Here is a 15,789-nt window from a genome sequence, read left to right as displayed (position 1 = left end):
CACGAGCCACACGAGCACGACGTCGGCGAGCGCGGGTATCCCCATTCGCACAGCAGTTTCCCGCATGTCGTCGACGTGGTGAACCGGCTCGACATTCCCGAGCGAGCATGCGCCGACGCCATCGCGGTCTATGCCAAGCTGGCGGAAGCCGAAGCCGCCGTGCACGGCATGCCGGTCGATCAGGTGCATTTCCACGAGGTCGGTGAGGCGGACGCGATAGCCGACATCGTCGGCGTCTGTGTGTTGATGAGTTGGCTGGCGCCGCAGCAGGTGCTGGCCTCCCCGGTGCAGGTCGGCAGCGGCAAGGTACGGTGCGCGCATGGGATCGTCCCGGTGCCGGCACCGGCGACCGAGCGGCTGCTGCGCGGCGTTCCCGTCTATGGCGGGTCGATCCGCGGTGAGCTGTGTACTCCCACCGGCGCAGCGCTGCTGAGGCAATTCGTGGACGAGTTTGTGCCTGCGATGCCCGCCATGACGATCATGGCGGCCGGGTATGGGATGGGATCCAAGGACTTCGAGGCCGCAAACTGCGTCCGCGCGTTGCTCGGTGAAACAGCGGTTCAGGATTCAAACGACGATGTCGTCGAGCTGAGCTGCAACCTGGACGACATGACCGGCGAAGGCATCGGCTACGCCCAGCAGCAACTCTTCGCCGCAGGCGCGATCGAGGTCTTCACCACAGCAGTGACCATGAAAAAGGGACGCCCAGGCATCCTGCTGACCTGCCTGTGCCCGCCGGACATCAGCGACGAGGTGGTGCGCGCGATCTTCCGGCACACCACCACCATCGGGGTGCGCGAACACCTGTGCCACCGCTTCACCCTTGACCGGGCCGAGGAAACCGTTCAAACCCCTTACGGCCCCGCTCGGGTCAAGGCCGTCAGCGGTTACGGAGTGCGACGCGGCAAGCCGGAATACGGAGATCTGGTCGCCATCGCCGATCACGAACAGCTCAGCTTGGACACCGTGAGTCGGATCGTCAACAACGCGTGGCAGGCGAAGCAATAAGGGTCCTAAGGACCCTCCAAAGCGGCGGCGGCCTGTCGCTCGACAGAAGATTCGGTGCTCAACGCCGCAGGTAGCGTCCACCGTCCATGCAATCGATCACCGCGGCCCGGACGCCCTGCGCGTCCAGTTCGGACACAGATCGCACCGTGCTGCCGCCGGGCGTGGTCACCCTGCTTTGTAGTTCGCTCGGCGAGACAGCGGTCTCGTTCAGTGCTGTGGATGCTCCGGCGATGGCGCCGGCAACGATCGCGCGCGATTGCTCCCTGCTGAAGCCTTCCATCACGCCCCACTGCACCATGGCGTCCGCGACGTAGTAGATGACTGCCTGGCCATGACCGGCCAGAGAGCCGATCAGCCCGATCTGCGATTCGGGGACGTCGATCAGTGAACCGAGTTGGCCGAAGAATGCGCGGACTTTGGTGACGACATCGGCGGGGCAGTCCGCGGCCGCGCAGATGCCGGTGAGCGAGGCATTGAACGCCATCGCCGGGTTGGGCATCACGCGCACCAGGGGAGTGCCGGCCGGTAGATGCTCGGCCAAGGTTGCCAGATCTGGATTGGCCGCCATCGATACGACAACCGCTTCGTCCTTGAGTTGATCGCGTATCTCGTCCAGTGCAGCAGTGACCTGGTTGGGGCGAACCGAGACGACGATGAGCGTGGCCTGGGCTGCCGCGCTGGCCGCGTCAGACGCGACCACCCCAAATCGCTCGGCCAGATGTTCGGCGTGTGCGCGAGTGCGGGTCGCCGCGCGGATAGTGGTGGGCTCCACACCGACACGTATCAGGCCCTCCAGCAGCGAACTGCCAAGCTGACCGGCCCCGATAATGGCAACGTTGCTCTGCCGGTCGTTCATCGGTCAGTTCTCCTTCTGGACGAGTCCGCGCAGATATCCGATCTGGCCCAGGTGCTGCGAGACATCGATCATGATCGATACCAGGCGCACGGCGCAGGTCGTTTGATAGGCCTCGTCAACGGCTCGGTTGAGGTCCTCGTCGCTCAGGCCGTCGAGAATCTGTTCGGTGGCCGCATGGACGGCCGCGTAGTAGCCGGTCAGCACGCTGGGGTCCTTCAACCGGAACGCTTGCATCTGTTCGGCGGACTGGCCGTAGCCGATCGCGGACGGCTCGTATGGCAGGCCGAAACGCTCGACCCAGCCGTCTCGATAGACCTCGGGCACCCCACCGATCGGGGCGATCTGGGCATCCTCACAGCGTCCGATATGCCAGGCGAGCCAGGCGATGTGGTTCGCCCCTTCCGCCGGTTGCCAGAGCAACTCTTCGGTGGTCAGCCCATCGAGAGTCGTCGGCAGTTCATCGGCGATTCGGCCGAAACCGTCCCGGAGGATGTCGATTGCGGTAGTCATCAGATCAGTCCTTTCTCGGTGAGCCATTCGCTGGCGATGGTCGATGCCGGCAACTGCTTGTCGACGCTTTGTTGATTCAACGTGATGAGATCGGTCATCCCAAGCTGGGCGGTTACCCCGTTGATCACACCGGCTGCCTTGTCATCGACCTTCTCCGAGGCGATCGCGATCACGTTCTGCGGCAGGATCAAGGATTTCGGATCGCTCAGGCTCACCAGATCGTTGGCGGTGATCGCCGGGCTGGCGGTGTAGATGTCAGCGACCTGAACGGTACCGTCGACCAGCGCCTTGACGGTCAATGCTGAACCGGAGTCTTCGATAGGCGTGAGTACACCCTCGACGCCGTAGACCTCTTGCAGCCCCGGAATGCCATAGGGCCGGCTCGCGAATTCAGAGTTCGCGGCGACGCTGACCGGCTGCGGCAGCTTCGTCAGATCGCCGATGGAGCTCAGCCCGTATTGTTCAGCAGTTGCGCGTGTCACCGTGTAGGAGTCCTGATCGGTGGCCTCGGCAGCATCCAAAGCACGTAGTCCCGTGGGCAATGCGCCGGGCAGCGCCGCGATTACCTCATCGGAGGTGGTCGCGGTGAACGAGGAATCGAGGTATTGCAGCAGATTTCCGCTGTATTCGGGCATCAAGTCAATGGCCCCGGACTCAAGCTCGGGCAGATAGACCTCGCGCTGGCCGATCTCGTACTGCCGGTCCACCCGGTAGCCATCGGCCTCCAAAGCCTGCGCGTAGAGCTCGGCGATGATCTCATTCGAGTAGTACTGCTGGGAGCCGATCACGATGGTCTCGCCGGAGGCAGATCCGGAACCATTCGAGGTTCCCAATGGATCGCCGCCGCTGCAGGCGGTGAGCGTCGTGGCGAGCAGTGCGACAGTGAGCAATGCGGGGAATCTTCTCATTGCGATCTTCTCCTTCGTTGACGTACTGCCACGCTAACGCGGCCCACCGACACGAACTCGAAGCAATCGCCGTCGGCCGACGAGCCAGGACAACACACTGAAGCAGATCTCGCTGGCGATGGCCAGTCCAACGGCCAGGAAAGACGCGGCCAGCATCTGCGGGTAATCCTGGGTTTTCAAACCGAGGAAGAGATAGCGTCCGAGCCCGCCCCCGCCGACATAGGCCACCAGGGTCGCGGTGGCGACCACCTGTAGCGTCGCTGAGCGCAGCCCGCCGATCAGTTGCGGCAGGCCCAACGGAATCTCTACCTGGGTGAGCAACTGCCATTCGCTCATCCCCTGCGCGCGGGCTGCGTCGATCGTCGGCGCCGGTATCGCGTCCAATCCCGAGTAGGCCCCGGCAAGGACCGACGGCAGTGCGAGGACTGCCAGCGCGGCCAATGGGGCGCCGACCCCGACCCCGGCGAGCAGCGCGATCAGGGTGAGGACGCCCAGCGTCGGCAGAGCGCGAGCGGCGCCCGTCGCGCCGACGATGAGGCCCTTGCCGTGTCCGGTGTGACCGATCCAGTAGCCGAGCGGAATCGCGATCACCGCGGCAGCCCCTGTCGCGATCGATGTGTAGGCGAGATGCTGGGCCAACCGGCTCCAGATGCCATCGGGTCCGACTTGGTGCGCGGGATCGGCGATCCACGCGAAGGCCTCGACGAAGTAGTTCACGATCGGCTCCGGGTCCACGGCAGCAGTAGCCATCCGATGCTCACCAGGATCCGATCGACGAGCACGGCCAGCAGAGCGGTGCCGACGATGCCGGTGACGATCTCGGCGATGATGCCCCGCTGGAATCCGTCGGTGAACAGGGTGCCCAGACTCGGAATGCCAAGTACCGCGCTCACCGTGACCAGCGCGACAGTACTGACCGCCACGACCCGCAGCCCGGCGAGCAATCCCGGTCCGGCCAGCGGGAGTTCGACGGCGAAGAACTTCCTCACCGCCGAATAGCCCAATGCGGTCGCCGAGGTCACCGTGTTCGTGTTGACGGCCTCCAAGGCATCTGCTGCCGAGCGCACCATCAGCGCGATGCCGTAGCCGGTGAGCGCAACTACCACGTTGACGGGCGAACGCACGCTGGTGCCCATGATCACCGGCAGCACGATCAGCAGTGGCAGCGAGGGGATCGCATAGATCAGTGAACTTCCGGTGACAAGCACGAATCGTGACCAGTGATAGCGGTAGGCCAGCCAGCCGAGTGGCAGCGAGAGCACGAAACTCAGCACGATCGCGGGCACCGCCAGCGTCAGATGAGACCAGAGTGCCTGCCAGACGGCGGGCCAGTTGTTGATGAGCCAGGTCATCGCCTCGACCCGCTCAGTCGTCCGATCGGACGCTCGTCGCAGTCCATCACGAGTTGGACGCCCTCGCTGTCCTTCAGGTGTAGGCCGCGCCCGGCGTCCAGGCCGAGGAAGTTCGCCACAAAGTCGCCGGCGGGATGCGCGAGCAGTTCGGTACCGCTGCCTTGCTGGGCGATGCGTCCCTTCTCGGCGAGCACGACGATCTGGTCGCCAAGGGTCAATGCCTCGGCGATGTCGTGCGTGACGAAGAGAATCGTGATGCCCAGTTGGCGCTGCAGCCGGCGTACTTCGCGCTGCAGGTCCGCGCGGACGATCGGGTCGACCGCGCCGAACGGTTCGTCCATGAGTAGTAGCCGGGGGCTCGCGGCAAGCGCGCGGGCCACCCCGACCCGCTGCTGCTGGCCTCCCGACAGCTCCGCCGGATACCTGGTGGCGAGCTGTGGGTCCAGCCCGACCAGGCCCATCAGTTCGTAGCAGCGCTCGTGCGCGGCCACCTTAGGGACGCCGTTGAGACGCGGGACGGTGGCGATGTTGTCGATGACGCGCCGGTGGGGGAGCAGCCCCGACTCCTGCATGACGTAGCCGATCGTGCGGCGCAGCTTGACTGCGTCGAGGGCGGCGACATCGGTGTCGTCGATCAGCACGCGCCCGCTGGTCGGGGTGACCATCCGGTTGACGCTGCGCAGCAGGGTGGTCTTGCCCGACCCGGATGACCCGACCAACACGGTCAGGCTGCCCGCCGGGATGCTGAGCGTGACGTCCTCAACGGCGACCGCAGGACGCCCGGAGCGTTCGGGATGATCGCGCTTCGCACTCAACCCCTTCCTCGTCCTCGGCAATTGGAGCAAGCTCCATTGCGCTCGGACTTCGTCGGGGTAGGTCTTGGTGAGATGCTCGAACCGCACGCTGGGGGCGTGCGCGGTGGACGAGACGGTGGCTGCGGAGGTGTCGGCTGCCATGAACGTCACCCTATCCGCGTACGGCAAACCGGACGATTCGCCGCGCACGAGGGTCATCCGACGGTTGATCCGTTGGCTCTCGCAATGCGCAATGGGGCACGCGCGAGGTCTGCAGCCTCTACGCTCTGTCCATGGACTACACCCCGCGAGCGGCAACCCCGGCGACCGATGCTGTGCGCAGGGCACGTGACTTCCTGCTCAACAACGTCTACGACTACGAGTTGGTTGTGCGGGAGTTCCGCTGGCCACAGCTGGACGAGTTCAACTTCGCCCTGGAGTGGTTCGATGTTGTCGCCGGTGAGGAGCCTGACCGGGCCGCCGTCACGATCGTGGCATCCGACCTGGAGGTCACCAGCTGGTCATACGCGGACTTGGCTAGGCGTTCGAACCAGGTCGCCAACTGGCTCACGTCACTGGGAGTACGCAGGGGCGACACCATGATCGTGATGCTCAACAACACGATTGAGCTGTGGGAGATCCTGCTGGGGCTGATGAAAGTTGGCGCAGTGGCGGTTCCCACCTCAACCTTGGTTTCGGATGTCGACCTGGCCTGGCGTGTCGAGACAGCAGACGCCCGCTTCGCCATCGCTCCCACGCCCTTGGTGGAGCGCTTCCACCTGGTGCGCCCCGGCAGCACCTTGATCAGCGTCGGAGAAGACCCCGTCACCGGCTGGCGGAGCTTCTCCGATAGCAATGGTGCCGACGACGGCTTCGTCCCGGATGCGCCGACACCGGCGGACTCGAGTTCGCTGCTCTACTTCACCTCCGGCACCACAGCGCACCCCAAACTGGTCTGCCACACTCAGGTCAGCTACCCGGTCGGGCACCTCTCGACGATGTTCTGGCTGGGGGTGCGCCCAGGTGATGTGCATCTGAACATCAGCTCACCCGGCTGGGGCAAGCATGCTTGGAGCAACTTCTTCAGCCCGTTCCTGGCGCAGGCGACGGTGTTCATCTTCAACTACGAGCGTTTCAGTGCCGAGACGCTGATGAAGGTGATGGATTCCCACCAGGTTTCGTCGTTCTGCGCGCCGCCGACCGTCTGGCGGATGCTCATCCAAGCCGACCTGTCGCATCTGTCGCGTCCCCCGCGCGAACTGGTCGGAGCCGGGGAAGCCCTCAACCCGGAAGTGATCAACAAGGTGCGGGCGGCCTGGCAGAACACGATTCGCGACGGGTACGGCCAGACAGAGATGACCTGCTGCGTCGGTAACTCGCCCGGCCAGCCCGTCCGTATCGGTGCGATGGGCCGGCCGATGCCGGGTTATGCGGTGGTGCTGAAGGATCCGGTGACAGATGTCTTGATCGATGGCGCCGGCGAGGGGGAGATCTGTATCGACTTGTCGGTGTCCCACCTTGGGCTGATGGGCGGCTACCAGGGTGCGGACGACCTGACCGCCGAGGTGTGGCGTGGTGGCTACCATCACACCGGCGATATCGGTGTCAGAGATGCCGACGGTTACATCACTTATGTCGGGCGCGCAGATGACGTCTTCAAGGCGTCGGACTACAAGATCAGCCCGTTCGAACTGGAGAGCGCGCTGATGCTGCACCCCTCGGTTGCCGAGTGCGCGATCGTCCCTTCTCCCAATGGGGTGCGCGGTGCGGTGCCGAAGGCCTATATCTGCCTGACAGCGGGCTACCAGCCCGGCCACGATGTGGCGGCGGCCGTCTTCGAGCACTGCCACGAGCAGCTCAACGCGTACCAGTACGTGCGGATCATTGAGTTCGTCGACCAGTTGCCCAAGACGGTGTCCAGCAAGATCCGCCGCGTCGAGTTGCGTACCCTCGAGGCCGAGCGGGTGGCGGCAGGCAACGACGCTGGGCAGTACTACTATCGCGATTTCCGTTGAAACGGGATGATCTGCGAGGGCCGCGCCACCGGCCACCGGCCACCGCCAAAGCCGTGATGAACTCCTGTTCGCGGGCGGGCAGATCATCTCAATGCGGTCCGAAGGTGCGCCTTTCGACCTGTCTGGCGGATCCGGACGCCAGTCCACCCGAAAGATCTGGGGACGACAAGCGACGAGAAGGCCGGGCAGCGCTGCGGTGGCCGACAGAGCCTGGTGTACTGGTCTGTATCCGAGACGACTTCAAAGGAGAGGTCATGAAACTCAAGGCCGCATTCATCTTCCTGGCTCCCGGCGCCAATTGGCAGACCGATAGGCAGACGGTTTCAACACCTGGCGTCGATCTGACGGTGGTCGGTGCGGAGAACTACGCAGACTCGGTGACCGCGGCAAAAGACCTCGTGGAGCAGGGAATCGGTGCCATCGAACTGTGCGGCGGTTTTGGTATCAGCGGAACCGCGCAGATCAAGGCCGCTGTGCCGGACACCGTGGCGGTGGGTGTCGTGCGTTTCGATGGCCATCCGGGACTGAACAACCAAAGCGGGGACGCGCTGTTCGGCTGAGGCCCGATCACGGTAGGCCGATCCAGCGCGGTACTCGGCGTCGGTACTCCTCGTAGGGTTCCCCGAACTTCTCCCGTAGCGCTCGTTCCTCCGGCAGGATCTGGAAGGCGGTGAGAACTGCGGTCTCGGCAGCGACCGGAATGACGGCGCGTACCGAACCCAGCCAGGCCGCGTTGGTGACCAGCATCCCGGTCAGTGCCAGATACATCGGGTTTCGGCTGAACCCGAAGATGCGGTCGGTGACCAAGACGCTGGCGTGTCCTGGTGCACCTGGGTGAACCGTCGTTCTGCGGTCGACGAACTGCGTCACGGCAGCGATGCCGACGGCTGCGCTCAGGGTGCCGATGGTGCCCGCGAACAAGAAGCGTGCCGGGCCGGGGCGGTGCCGGTAATCCGGGCGTCCGGCGAGCAGCCATTGGGCTGTCGCCAGACCAAGAGTCCATAACGGTGGCGGAATCCGAGTATCGAGTGGCGTTGCCATCGTAAGAGCGTAGTCGGCGTCCCGTGCTATGGGCCAGCGGGTGTGCGCTCCACGCGCCGGCCCGTCGCTTTAGGTTAGAACTCAAGCATTCTAGAATTGTGTGCGTGGAGTGTAGACACTGCGATATCGAGAAGACTCAGGTCGATACGCTGCGAAAGTACGCCGAGGCAGTTGGCGGCAGCTTGCGGGTTGAGATTGAAATCGATGGTGACCGCTATCAGATCGCCTGAGCCCGTACTACTCATCGACCTTTGATGCGTCGTATTCAGCATGGGTTCGATCGCCTGCTCCAAGGTCTCGCCTGGCTGCAGCTTTCCTCCTGGCACCGTCCAGCGGGCCCGTCGGTCAGAATTTGCCGCTGGAGCCGCCGTGGCTACTCCCGGACGATGATGTGTGCGTGCTCGATCCGCCACCAGAACTGCTGAAACCGCGACTGCTGCTTTCGCTGGGCCGCGCCGTCTTGCTGACGTGACTATAGAGGAACTGATCGCGGCGGTCGGTGAGTTCGGCACTTCCGCTACGCACGTAGTTCTTCGCGGTGGCCTCCAGGCGGACGGTGCGCAGCTTCCTCTTCGCGATAGCGGTGGCGATCATCGCTGTGGCGAAACCTCCCGGCAGGCTGAAGAGCAACAGCATCAGGTAGCTCTGGAAAGTCAGCTCGAAATCGTCGGGCATGTTGCCGGCATCGTAGGGCTCGCCAGTGCGCGCTTGGGTGACGAAGTCGTCGCTCAAGTCTGCAAACGTCGTGAAAGCCCCCGCATAGTCTCCGGCACTGAGTTTCGGCCTGAACTGGTCGACCAGATACGTCTGGCCTGCATCGGTGAACGCGGGTATTCCGAAGCCGTGGGTTGAGATGGCCCAATCACGCTCCTGCATGCTGACGAGCAGCAGAATGCCATCGCGGCCCTCACCAGCGCCGTATCCGTTGTAGTCGAAGAAGTCGTCGGCGTACTCCGTGCTGGTCTTGCCATCCAATGAATAGACCGTCACGATGACGATATCGAATTCCTGCCGCTCACTGATATCGTCCAGTTTCGCGAGCAACGTGCCTTGTTGGGTTGTGGTGAGCAGATAGTCATCGTCCACCAGTCGAGGCTTGAGCCGTTCCTCGGGCACCGCCACGGCAGCGGACACCGGCGTCAGCAGACAGACCATCAGGGTGGCCAGCACCGCCCAAAGCACACGTCTCATCGCACTACCCTCCCGCCGGCATGGTCAAGAAGAGCGCCAGGAGTGCGCTGATCGCCACCGTGAACGCCGCAGTCAGAATCGCTCGCCACTTCCATAACGCGCTGACACTGATCGGCAGGTCGCCCACGAACTTACCGGTCTGCCCATTCATCGCGAAGGTGTATCTCGTCCCTTTCCACATCGTATTCAGAAGCCACACCGGGAGGAGTGCGTAAGTCACCTCGCCGTTACGTATGCGAACGTTGCTGCTTTCTGTCGTCACTGCCTCGTACCCCAGCGTCGATGCGGCCAATCTCTCGTCCACGCTTCTTCGCACCCGCGCATTTGCGCGGGTCACGCTCTGCTCGGCATCAACATCATGTTTTTCCGCGAAATAGCCGGACAAGTATGCCGTCTGAAAATCCACCGCGTCAGCGAAGTCGAACGGCTCGATGGATTCCATCAGATCGTTGGGCATCTTCTGGGAGCCATCGACGGGTATCTTGTCGAATCCGAGACGCCCCGCCCGGTAAAGTGTGTAGTGACTGGTTTCCACGTAGTTATAGTTCGAATCGCTCCAGGCGCGCGTCCTTCTTGCCCCGTAGCGGACATCTGCATCAGCATCTGCGTCGAACAACCAGAAGGGAAGATACACGCCCTTCACTTCGTCGATGTGCTGACGATCCCTGAAGATCTTCGGCAGGAACGGCTTTCCCTTGAGGTAGGTCTTCAGCCCGTCCTTCGCCTGTTCCTTGTCCAGTTTGAAGGGAATGACGATATCGGGACGCAGAACGCCGGAGACCTGTTCGACCATCACCACCGGATTCCCGCAGTAGGGACAGCTGGTCGCCGCCAGATTCTGGTCTCCGACGATCTCGCCGCCGCATGACCGGCATAAATACACCCGCAGGGAATCGGTTTCCCCTTCTTGCCAAGGCGCCCGATGCAGATTCCAGGTCAGGTCATCTGGCTGCGAGTTCTGCTGATCCTCGTCAAGCGCCCTCAAGCCCTCGACATCGAGTTCTGCCCCGCAGTGCGGGCACTTCATCTTCTGGATACGCGAATCGAACGTGATCGGTCCGCCGCAGTTTGCGCACTTGTACTCCTGCAGTGCCATCGGCTCTCATCCCCACTCGCATCGGATCCCGCAGATCGTTGGCTCCTGGCCAGACAGCCACACACTATCCGCCGTCCGGACCGCCTGGGTGCAATGAAGCGGCCTGGGTATGGCGAGCATCTGGGATCTGTGCGGGATGATCTCTGCGGGCTGACCTAATAGAACAGAAATGGCCTAGCAGACTGTAGTCTGGCTAGGCCATTCATCTCGTATCCCCAACCGGATTCGAACCGGCGCTGCCGCCTTGAAAGGGCGGTGTCCTAGGCCGCTAGACGATGGGGACGCGAGGGTCATCTTAACCGAGAAAGTCCCATCTGCCCAAACTGCTGCGCGACAAGCACGGTGGCCGTGCCCGCTACTGGACGGATCGCAAGGCCGGTCCGTTACCAGCTGGGTTCATCGGGGCAGACTCCTCGTCCGCGGCGAAAGGGGCTCGCGTCAGCGACGAGCGCGCGGGGACATCCTGCCCAGTGGGCGCAAGGACGAGCACCATGAACGAGATGGCGATAATCCCGAGTCCCACCCAGCCGACTGGCGCCAGTCGCTCCCCGACGATCACGATGGCAAGGACCGCCGCGACCGCGGGCTCGATCAGTGTGATGGTGGTGGCTGCGCTGGCCGTTACCCGCGTCAGTCCATAGCCGAACAGTAGGTAGCCCAGGAACATCGGCACGATCGCCGTGTAGCTGGCGACGGCGAATGCCTGGCTGGAGGCGACAAGGGGAGCGCCGGTCACCAGCAAGACCGGGACCAGCAGGACCCCGCCGGATCCGAACACTGCACCCATCGACGCGGCGCGGCTGATGTCGTCCTGCATGAGCCGCCGCGCAACCCAGGAGTACGTTGCGTAGGTGGCACCGGCGATCAGTCCGAGTAACACGCCCACGATGGTTGCGGTCGAGGCCGTTGTGTCCTGACCGAAGCGGGATACGCAGAGGACGACGGATCCGATGAGTCCGAGGCCCGCGGATAGCACCCACCAGATGCTCAGCCGTTTGTGTTCGACGAGTAGTTCGAGCAGGCCCGAGGCAAGCGGCGCCAGGGCGATTGAGACAACCGACCCGATTGCGACCCCGGCGTAGTGCATGGAACTGTAGAACGCGAGGGGATGGACGGCCACGGCCAGCGCTCCCACGGCGATGAGCTGAGCGTGCGTCCGCAATTGTTGGCGCGCAGCCCTCAACGCGGGCATTGCGACAACGGCCTGAAGTAGCCCTCCGATGCCGAGAGCGGCTGCGCCGATCGCCAACGGTCCGGTTTCTGGGGCGAATGTGGCAGCAGTACCGATGGTGCCCCACAACACCGAAGTGATAGTGATCGCTACGATGCCCGCCAGTCGTTCCCGGCTACTCACCGGCCCTCCAACAGCCGTGAAGCGATCCGTCGGGCATGGCTCAATCGTTCGGGACTTCCTTCCAGCCCTGCCCTGGACATCGCCCCCTCAAGAAGGAACGAGAGATGCTCGGCCATCGCAGCCGAGTAGGTGACGCCCGCTTCTCGCAGATGCCCTGTGAGGATGTGCTCGACTTCCTCCTTGTGCCGTCGCACCGCTTCGCGTCCAGGAGAGTCAACCGGAAACTCGGCCGCTGCGTTGAGCAACCCGCAGCCGCGGAACCCGTGCGGGTAAGCGGATCGAGCGTGGTCGAGATATGCGTCGAAGACGGCCAGCACACGCGCCCGGGGTGACTGGGCCTGTTCCAGACGCGCCCGGTACAGCTCCAGCCATTCCTCGTGGCGCGCCTCGATATACGCCAGCATCAAGTCCTGTTTGGAGCCGAAGTTGTTGTACAGGCTCTTTCGTGCGACGCCTGCCTCGGTCGTGATCGCGTCGATCCCGGTCGCGGCAATGCCGTCCGCGTAGAACAAGCGGGCAGCCGCGTCCAAGAGACGCTGCCGCGCTGAGGGCTGCTTGATGTCAATGGAACTCACGCCGATCCTCCTGGTAGGTAGATCAGGCTACCTACCAGGAGGCGGTGCTGGTGGTCGATCCCACCGGTTGGGCGCGGGAGACCAGCGAGACTAGTGGCCTGCCAAGGCCTGGTTGAGCCGCGATTCGGTGCCGATATCGCTCAGCAGAAGTCGATGCAATAGAGGTTCCGCAGTCAGCTCGGGGTGGAACGCCACGCCGGTGATCGCTCCTCGACGGACGCCGACCACGCTCCCGGCATGCCTGGCGATGATCTCAACCCCGGGCCCGGTCTCGGTCACTCTCGGCGCCCGGATGAATGCCACCTTGGCGGCGCCGTAGGGAGTACCCAGCTCCACCTCGGCCGAATCCACCTGCGAGCCGAAGGCGTTGCGCTGCACCGTGATGTCCAATATTGCGAGGGACTGCTGGCCCGGTGCCGGATCGACGATCCGCTGGGCCAGCAGCACCAGCCCGGCGCAGGTGCCGAGCGTCGGCAGCCCGCCGGCGATTGCAGCCCTGAGTGGCTCGTCCATATCGAGCCAGCGCACGAGTCGATCGATGGTGGACGATTCCCCGCCGGGCAACACGAGCCCGTCGACGCGCAACCCGTCGGCTCCGACCAAGTCGGCCGGACGACGCAGCAGCGTGATCCGGGCACCGAGTTCGGTCAGCAACCGGGTGTGCTCGCGCACGCCGCCTTGCAGCGCGAGTACGCCGATCGTGGGGGCGGCTACCATCCTCGTTCTGCCAGCCGGTGTGGCGCAGGCAGATCGGCGACGTTGATGCCGACCATGGCTTCGCCGAGACCGCGGGAGGCTTCGGTGATGGCGGCTGGGTCGTCGTACTGGGCGGCGGCCTTGACGATCGCAGCGGCCCGGGCGGCCGGGTTGCCCGATTTGAAGATGCCCGAGCCCACGAAGACGCCCTCGGCGCCGAGTTGCATCATCAGCGCGGCGTCGGCGGGCGTAGCCACACCGCCGGCGGTGAAGAGCACCACCGGTAGGGCTCCGGTCTGTGCGACCTCACGGACGATCTCGTACGGTGCCTGCAACTGCTTGGCGGCCACATAGAGTTCGTCCGGATTCGAGTCATAGGTCGCCTTGAGAACCGCGATCTCATGGCGGATCGTGCGGATGTGCTTGGTCGCCTCCGAGACGTCCCCGGTGCCGGCCTCGCCCTTCGAACGGATCATCGCCGCACCCTCGGCGATCCGGCGCAACGCCTCGCCCAGGTTGGTCGCGCCGCAGACGAAGGGCACGGTGAAGGCATGTTTGTCGATGTGATTGGCGTAGTCGGCGGGGGATAGCACTTCGGACTCGTCGATATAGTCCACCTTCAGATACTCCAGCACCTGCGCTTCAACGAAATGTCCGATCCGTGCCTTGGCCATCACCGGGATCGACACCGCGTCGATGATCGCGCTGATGAGGTCGGGATCGCTCATGCGGGCCACGCCGCCCTGGGCCCGGATATCGGCGGGAACCCGTTCCAACGCCATCACCGCCACAGCTCCGGCATCTTCGGCGATGCGAGCCTGTTCAGGGGTGACGACGTCCATGATCACGCCGCCCTTGAGCATCTCGGCCAAGCCGCGCTTGACCAGAGGAGAACCAGTTGATTGCGTCATGCACTCATCATGGACGCGATACTGGTCTGTTCCAAGATCCAGAAATACCCCAATACAGATAGACCGGTATCCTGGTCTGGTGCGTAACGCTCCAGAGATCACTGTCCCTATCCGGCTCGGCGGCGAGGAAGGGCAGAGCACGATCCCCGCGCAACTCGCCGGCGAACTCCGGCGGCTCATCAGCGAGACGGTGCTCTCGCCCGGAGACGCCGTGCCGTCCACCCGGGCGCTTGCCGCTCACCTGAGTGTCTCTCGTGGCTCCGTGGTCGCCGCATACGATCAGCTGCTGGCCGAGGGATATCTCAGCGCCGTTGCCGGACGCTCGACGGTGGTGAATCCGAAACTCCGCCGGGTCTACCCGAGTGTCAAGTCTGTGACACCGCCGATGGCTGCCGAGGCGTCGTCCGAACTCGATCTGCGGCCGGGACAGCCATGGGCCCGTGACGTGGTCGGTCCAGCCTGGAAGTCGGCTTGGCGTCAGGCCTCCGCTGCGTCGGTGGAGGAATCCGTGCCTGCGCTCGGGTTGATGGAACTCCGCGCCGCATGGGCCGAGCATCTGCGGCGGATGCGCGCGGTGGTTCGTGACCCATCCCAGCTTGCGGTGACCGGCGGTGGACGTGAGGGCTTTGGTCTGTTGCTGCTCGCGTTGGCTGACGGGAATCCTGCGCGGCTACGGGTCGGAGTCGAAGAGCCGGGCTATCCGTCGCTGCGAAAGGTCCCGGCACGACTTGGCGCAAAGGTAGTGCCGATGCGGGTGGATGAGCGGGGTCTGCGGGTGGCAGATCTGCCGACGGGGTCCGATGCGCCCGATGTGCTCGTCGTGACGCCGAGCCACCAGTATCCGCTAGGCGGGTCGTTGCCGGTCGATCGGCGCCAGCTGCTGCTGGTGTGGGCGCGAAAGCATCGAGTGGTGATCGTCGAGGACGATTACGACTCCGAACTGCGCTACGCCTCGGAACCGTTGCCCGCGCTGGCTTCGCTCGACGATCCCTCGGATGGACGAGTGGTGCTGCTCGGCACGCTCTCGAAGACTCTCACCCCGACCCTCGCTGCCGGATACCTCGCGCTACCGCAATGGCTGATCGGGCCGGTGGCCGCGACCCGTGAGGACCTCGGCCAACCCGTGGGACTGGTGACCCAGCGTGCTGTCGCGAACTATCTGAGCAGCGGTGCTCTTCGGCTGCACACTCAGCGGATGCGCAACCGCTATCGTCGTCGGCGGGCTCAGGTGGTGCAAGCGCTGGCCGACGTGCCAGGAGTACGCGTTTACCCGATGGACGGGGGACTGCATGCCGTGGTCGAGACGGTTCGTCCGGAAGCCGAGATCGTGGCGGACCTCACCGCCCGGGGAGTGCGGGTCGGTCCGCTGTCGCAGTACTGGATGGATGCCGGCAGTTCGGGCATCGTCTTCGGCTTCGGTGGGGTGGACGAGGTCGATCTGGAGCACGGCCTGAGCCTGATAGCCGAGGCCGCCGCTGCAGG

At 64.2% G+C, this 15,789-nt stretch carries 18 protein-coding genes and 1 tRNA gene; 5 read left to right on the top strand and 14 right to left on the bottom strand.

Annotated features, from left to right (window positions below):
• On the top strand, positions 1–1,008 hold a 1,008-nt coding region (gene larC / locus AAFP05_RS01440), incomplete at its 5' end, for a nickel pincer cofactor biosynthesis protein LarC (protein WP_341728070.1).
• A 58-nt stretch (positions 1,009–1,066) separates the two neighbouring features.
• Here the strand turns inward: larC and AAFP05_RS01435 are convergent.
• The 6 genes from AAFP05_RS01435 to AAFP05_RS01410 are packed head-to-tail and all read right to left on the bottom strand — an operon-like array spanning position 1,067 to position 5,590.
• Positions 1,067–1,864, bottom strand: coding sequence for a pyrroline-5-carboxylate reductase dimerization domain-containing protein (locus AAFP05_RS01435; protein WP_341728069.1), 798 nt, complete (start codon positions 1,862–1,864; stop codon positions 1,067–1,069).
• Between the two features lie 3 nt (positions 1,865–1,867).
• Positions 1,868–2,374, bottom strand: a complete 507-nt coding sequence (locus tag AAFP05_RS01430; RefSeq protein WP_341728068.1) for a DinB family protein — start codon at positions 2,372–2,374, stop codon at positions 1,868–1,870.
• Positions 2,374–3,282, bottom strand: coding sequence for an ABC transporter substrate-binding protein (locus AAFP05_RS01425; RefSeq protein WP_341728067.1), 909 nt, complete (start codon positions 3,280–3,282; stop codon positions 2,374–2,376). Before AAFP05_RS01425 ends, AAFP05_RS01430 begins: the two co-directional genes overlap by 1 nt.
• 33 nt (positions 3,283–3,315) lie before the next feature.
• On the bottom strand, positions 3,316–4,032 hold the full coding sequence (locus AAFP05_RS01420; RefSeq protein WP_341728066.1) for an ABC transporter permease: 717 nt from the start codon (positions 4,030–4,032) through the stop codon (positions 3,316–3,318).
• Positions 3,996–4,634: an ABC transporter permease subunit gene (locus tag AAFP05_RS01415; protein ID WP_341728065.1), complete on the bottom strand. Its 639-nt coding sequence runs from the start codon at positions 4,632–4,634 to the stop codon at positions 3,996–3,998. The genes AAFP05_RS01420 and AAFP05_RS01415 overlap by 37 nt, the downstream gene beginning before the upstream one ends.
• Positions 4,631–5,590, bottom strand: a complete 960-nt coding sequence (locus AAFP05_RS01410; protein WP_341728064.1) for an ATP-binding cassette domain-containing protein — start codon at positions 5,588–5,590, stop codon at positions 4,631–4,633. The genes AAFP05_RS01415 and AAFP05_RS01410 overlap by 4 nt, the downstream gene beginning before the upstream one ends.
• A 131-nt stretch (positions 5,591–5,721) precedes the next feature.
• Between AAFP05_RS01410 and AAFP05_RS01405 the strand changes: the two genes are divergently transcribed.
• Both AAFP05_RS01405 and AAFP05_RS01400 read left to right on the top strand, forming a co-directional pair.
• Positions 5,722–7,443 (top strand): AMP-binding protein, encoded by a 1,722-nt coding sequence (locus AAFP05_RS01405; protein WP_341728063.1) that lies wholly within the window; start codon positions 5,722–5,724, stop codon positions 7,441–7,443.
• A gap of 254 nt (positions 7,444–7,697) precedes the next feature.
• A complete protein-coding gene (locus AAFP05_RS01400; RefSeq protein WP_341728062.1) occupies positions 7,698–8,003 on the top strand; it encodes a DUF6506 family protein in 306 nt (101 codons plus the stop codon).
• 7 nt (positions 8,004–8,010) lie between these two features.
• On the opposite strand, the gene AAFP05_RS01395 is transcribed toward AAFP05_RS01400, so the two are convergent.
• Complete coding sequence (locus tag AAFP05_RS01395; RefSeq protein ID WP_341728061.1) at positions 8,011–8,484, bottom strand: isoprenylcysteine carboxylmethyltransferase family protein; 474 nt, start codon at positions 8,482–8,484, stop codon at positions 8,011–8,013.
• Positions 8,485–8,588: 104 nt separating this feature from the next.
• Here AAFP05_RS01395 and AAFP05_RS01390 point away from each other — a divergent pair, with 104 nt between their 5' ends.
• Entirely contained in the window at positions 8,589–8,714 is a 126-nt protein-coding gene (locus tag AAFP05_RS01390) for a hypothetical protein (RefSeq protein WP_341728060.1), read from the top strand.
• Positions 8,715–8,829: 115 nt separating this feature from the next.
• On the opposite strand, the gene AAFP05_RS01385 is transcribed toward AAFP05_RS01390, so the two are convergent.
• The 7 genes from AAFP05_RS01385 to pdxS all read right to left on the bottom strand — a co-directional run bounded on the left by AAFP05_RS01385 (position 8,830) and on the right by pdxS (position 14,307).
• Complete coding sequence (locus AAFP05_RS01385; protein ID WP_341728059.1) at positions 8,830–9,675, bottom strand: TPM domain-containing protein; 846 nt, start codon at positions 9,673–9,675, stop codon at positions 8,830–8,832.
• A 4-nt stretch (positions 9,676–9,679) separates the two neighbouring features.
• Positions 9,680–10,771: a hypothetical protein gene (locus AAFP05_RS01380; protein ID WP_341728058.1), complete on the bottom strand. Its 1,092-nt coding sequence runs from the start codon at positions 10,769–10,771 to the stop codon at positions 9,680–9,682.
• A gap of 210 nt (positions 10,772–10,981) precedes the next feature.
• Positions 10,982–11,054: transfer RNA gene (locus AAFP05_RS01375), tRNA-Glu, on the bottom strand.
• Between the two features lie 72 nt (positions 11,055–11,126).
• Complete coding sequence (locus AAFP05_RS01370; RefSeq protein ID WP_341728057.1) at positions 11,127–12,125, bottom strand: EamA family transporter; 999 nt, start codon at positions 12,123–12,125, stop codon at positions 11,127–11,129.
• The gene (locus AAFP05_RS01365; protein ID WP_341728056.1) at positions 12,122–12,700 is read right to left on the bottom strand and encodes a TetR/AcrR family transcriptional regulator; all 579 of its coding nucleotides are present in this window, start codon (positions 12,698–12,700) and stop codon (positions 12,122–12,124) included. The genes AAFP05_RS01370 and AAFP05_RS01365 overlap by 4 nt, the downstream gene beginning before the upstream one ends.
• A 90-nt stretch (positions 12,701–12,790) precedes the next feature.
• A complete protein-coding gene (gene pdxT / locus AAFP05_RS01360) occupies positions 12,791–13,417 on the bottom strand; it encodes a pyridoxal 5'-phosphate synthase glutaminase subunit PdxT (RefSeq protein ID WP_341728055.1) in 627 nt (208 codons plus the stop codon).
• On the bottom strand, positions 13,411–14,307 hold the full coding sequence (gene pdxS / locus AAFP05_RS01355) for a pyridoxal 5'-phosphate synthase lyase subunit PdxS (protein WP_341728054.1): 897 nt from the start codon (positions 14,305–14,307) through the stop codon (positions 13,411–13,413). The genes pdxT and pdxS overlap by 7 nt, the downstream gene beginning before the upstream one ends.
• Before the next feature lie 79 nt (positions 14,308–14,386).
• Between pdxS and AAFP05_RS01350 the strand changes: the two genes are divergently transcribed.
• A partial coding sequence (locus tag AAFP05_RS01350; protein ID WP_341728053.1) for a PLP-dependent aminotransferase family protein occupies positions 14,387–15,789 on the top strand: 1,403 nt, incomplete at its 3' end.

This window comes from Brooklawnia sp. (assembly GCF_032229645.1).
In the GTDB taxonomy this organism is placed as follows: Bacteria; Actinomycetota; Actinomycetes; order Propionibacteriales; family Propionibacteriaceae; genus Brooklawnia.
Note: the sequence above shows the minus strand (reverse complement) of the source record. Positions and strands in the feature narration are given on the sequence as shown.

What these genes read in the sequence shown, in the direction of transcription:
- AAFP05_RS01435 (WP_341728069.1), bottom strand. Translation starts at nt 1,864, where the DNA reads ATGAACGACCGGCAGAGCAACGTTGCCATTATCGGGGCCGGTCAGCTT.
- AAFP05_RS01430 (WP_341728068.1), bottom strand. Translation starts at nt 2,374, where the DNA reads ATGACTACCGCAATCGACATCCTCCGGGACGGTTTCGGCCGAATCGCC.
- AAFP05_RS01425 (WP_341728067.1), bottom strand. Translation starts at nt 3,282, where the DNA reads ATGAGAAGATTCCCCGCATTGCTCACTGTCGCACTGCTCGCCACGACG.
- AAFP05_RS01420 (WP_341728066.1), bottom strand. Translation starts at nt 4,032, where the DNA reads ATGGCTACTGCTGCCGTGGACCCGGAGCCGATCGTGAACTACTTCGTC.
- AAFP05_RS01415 (WP_341728065.1), bottom strand. Translation starts at nt 4,634, where the DNA reads ATGACCTGGCTCATCAACAACTGGCCCGCCGTCTGGCAGGCACTCTGG.
- AAFP05_RS01410 (WP_341728064.1), bottom strand. Translation starts at nt 5,590, where the DNA reads ATGGCAGCCGACACCTCCGCAGCCACCGTCTCGTCCACCGCGCACGCC.
- AAFP05_RS01405 (WP_341728063.1), top strand. Translation starts at nt 5,722, where the DNA reads ATGGACTACACCCCGCGAGCGGCAACCCCGGCGACCGATGCTGTGCGC.
- AAFP05_RS01400 (WP_341728062.1), top strand. Translation starts at nt 7,698, where the DNA reads ATGAAACTCAAGGCCGCATTCATCTTCCTGGCTCCCGGCGCCAATTGG.
- AAFP05_RS01395 (WP_341728061.1), bottom strand. Translation starts at nt 8,484, where the DNA reads ATGGCAACGCCACTCGATACTCGGATTCCGCCACCGTTATGGACTCTT.
- AAFP05_RS01385 (WP_341728059.1), bottom strand. Translation starts at nt 9,675, where the DNA reads ATGAGACGTGTGCTTTGGGCGGTGCTGGCCACCCTGATGGTCTGTCTG.
- AAFP05_RS01380 (WP_341728058.1), bottom strand. Translation starts at nt 10,771, where the DNA reads ATGGCACTGCAGGAGTACAAGTGCGCAAACTGCGGCGGACCGATCACG.
- pdxT (WP_341728055.1), bottom strand. Translation starts at nt 13,417, where the DNA reads ATGGTAGCCGCCCCCACGATCGGCGTACTCGCGCTGCAAGGCGGCGTG.
- pdxS (WP_341728054.1), bottom strand. Translation starts at nt 14,307, where the DNA reads ATGACGCAATCAACTGGTTCTCCTCTGGTCAAGCGCGGCTTGGCCGAG.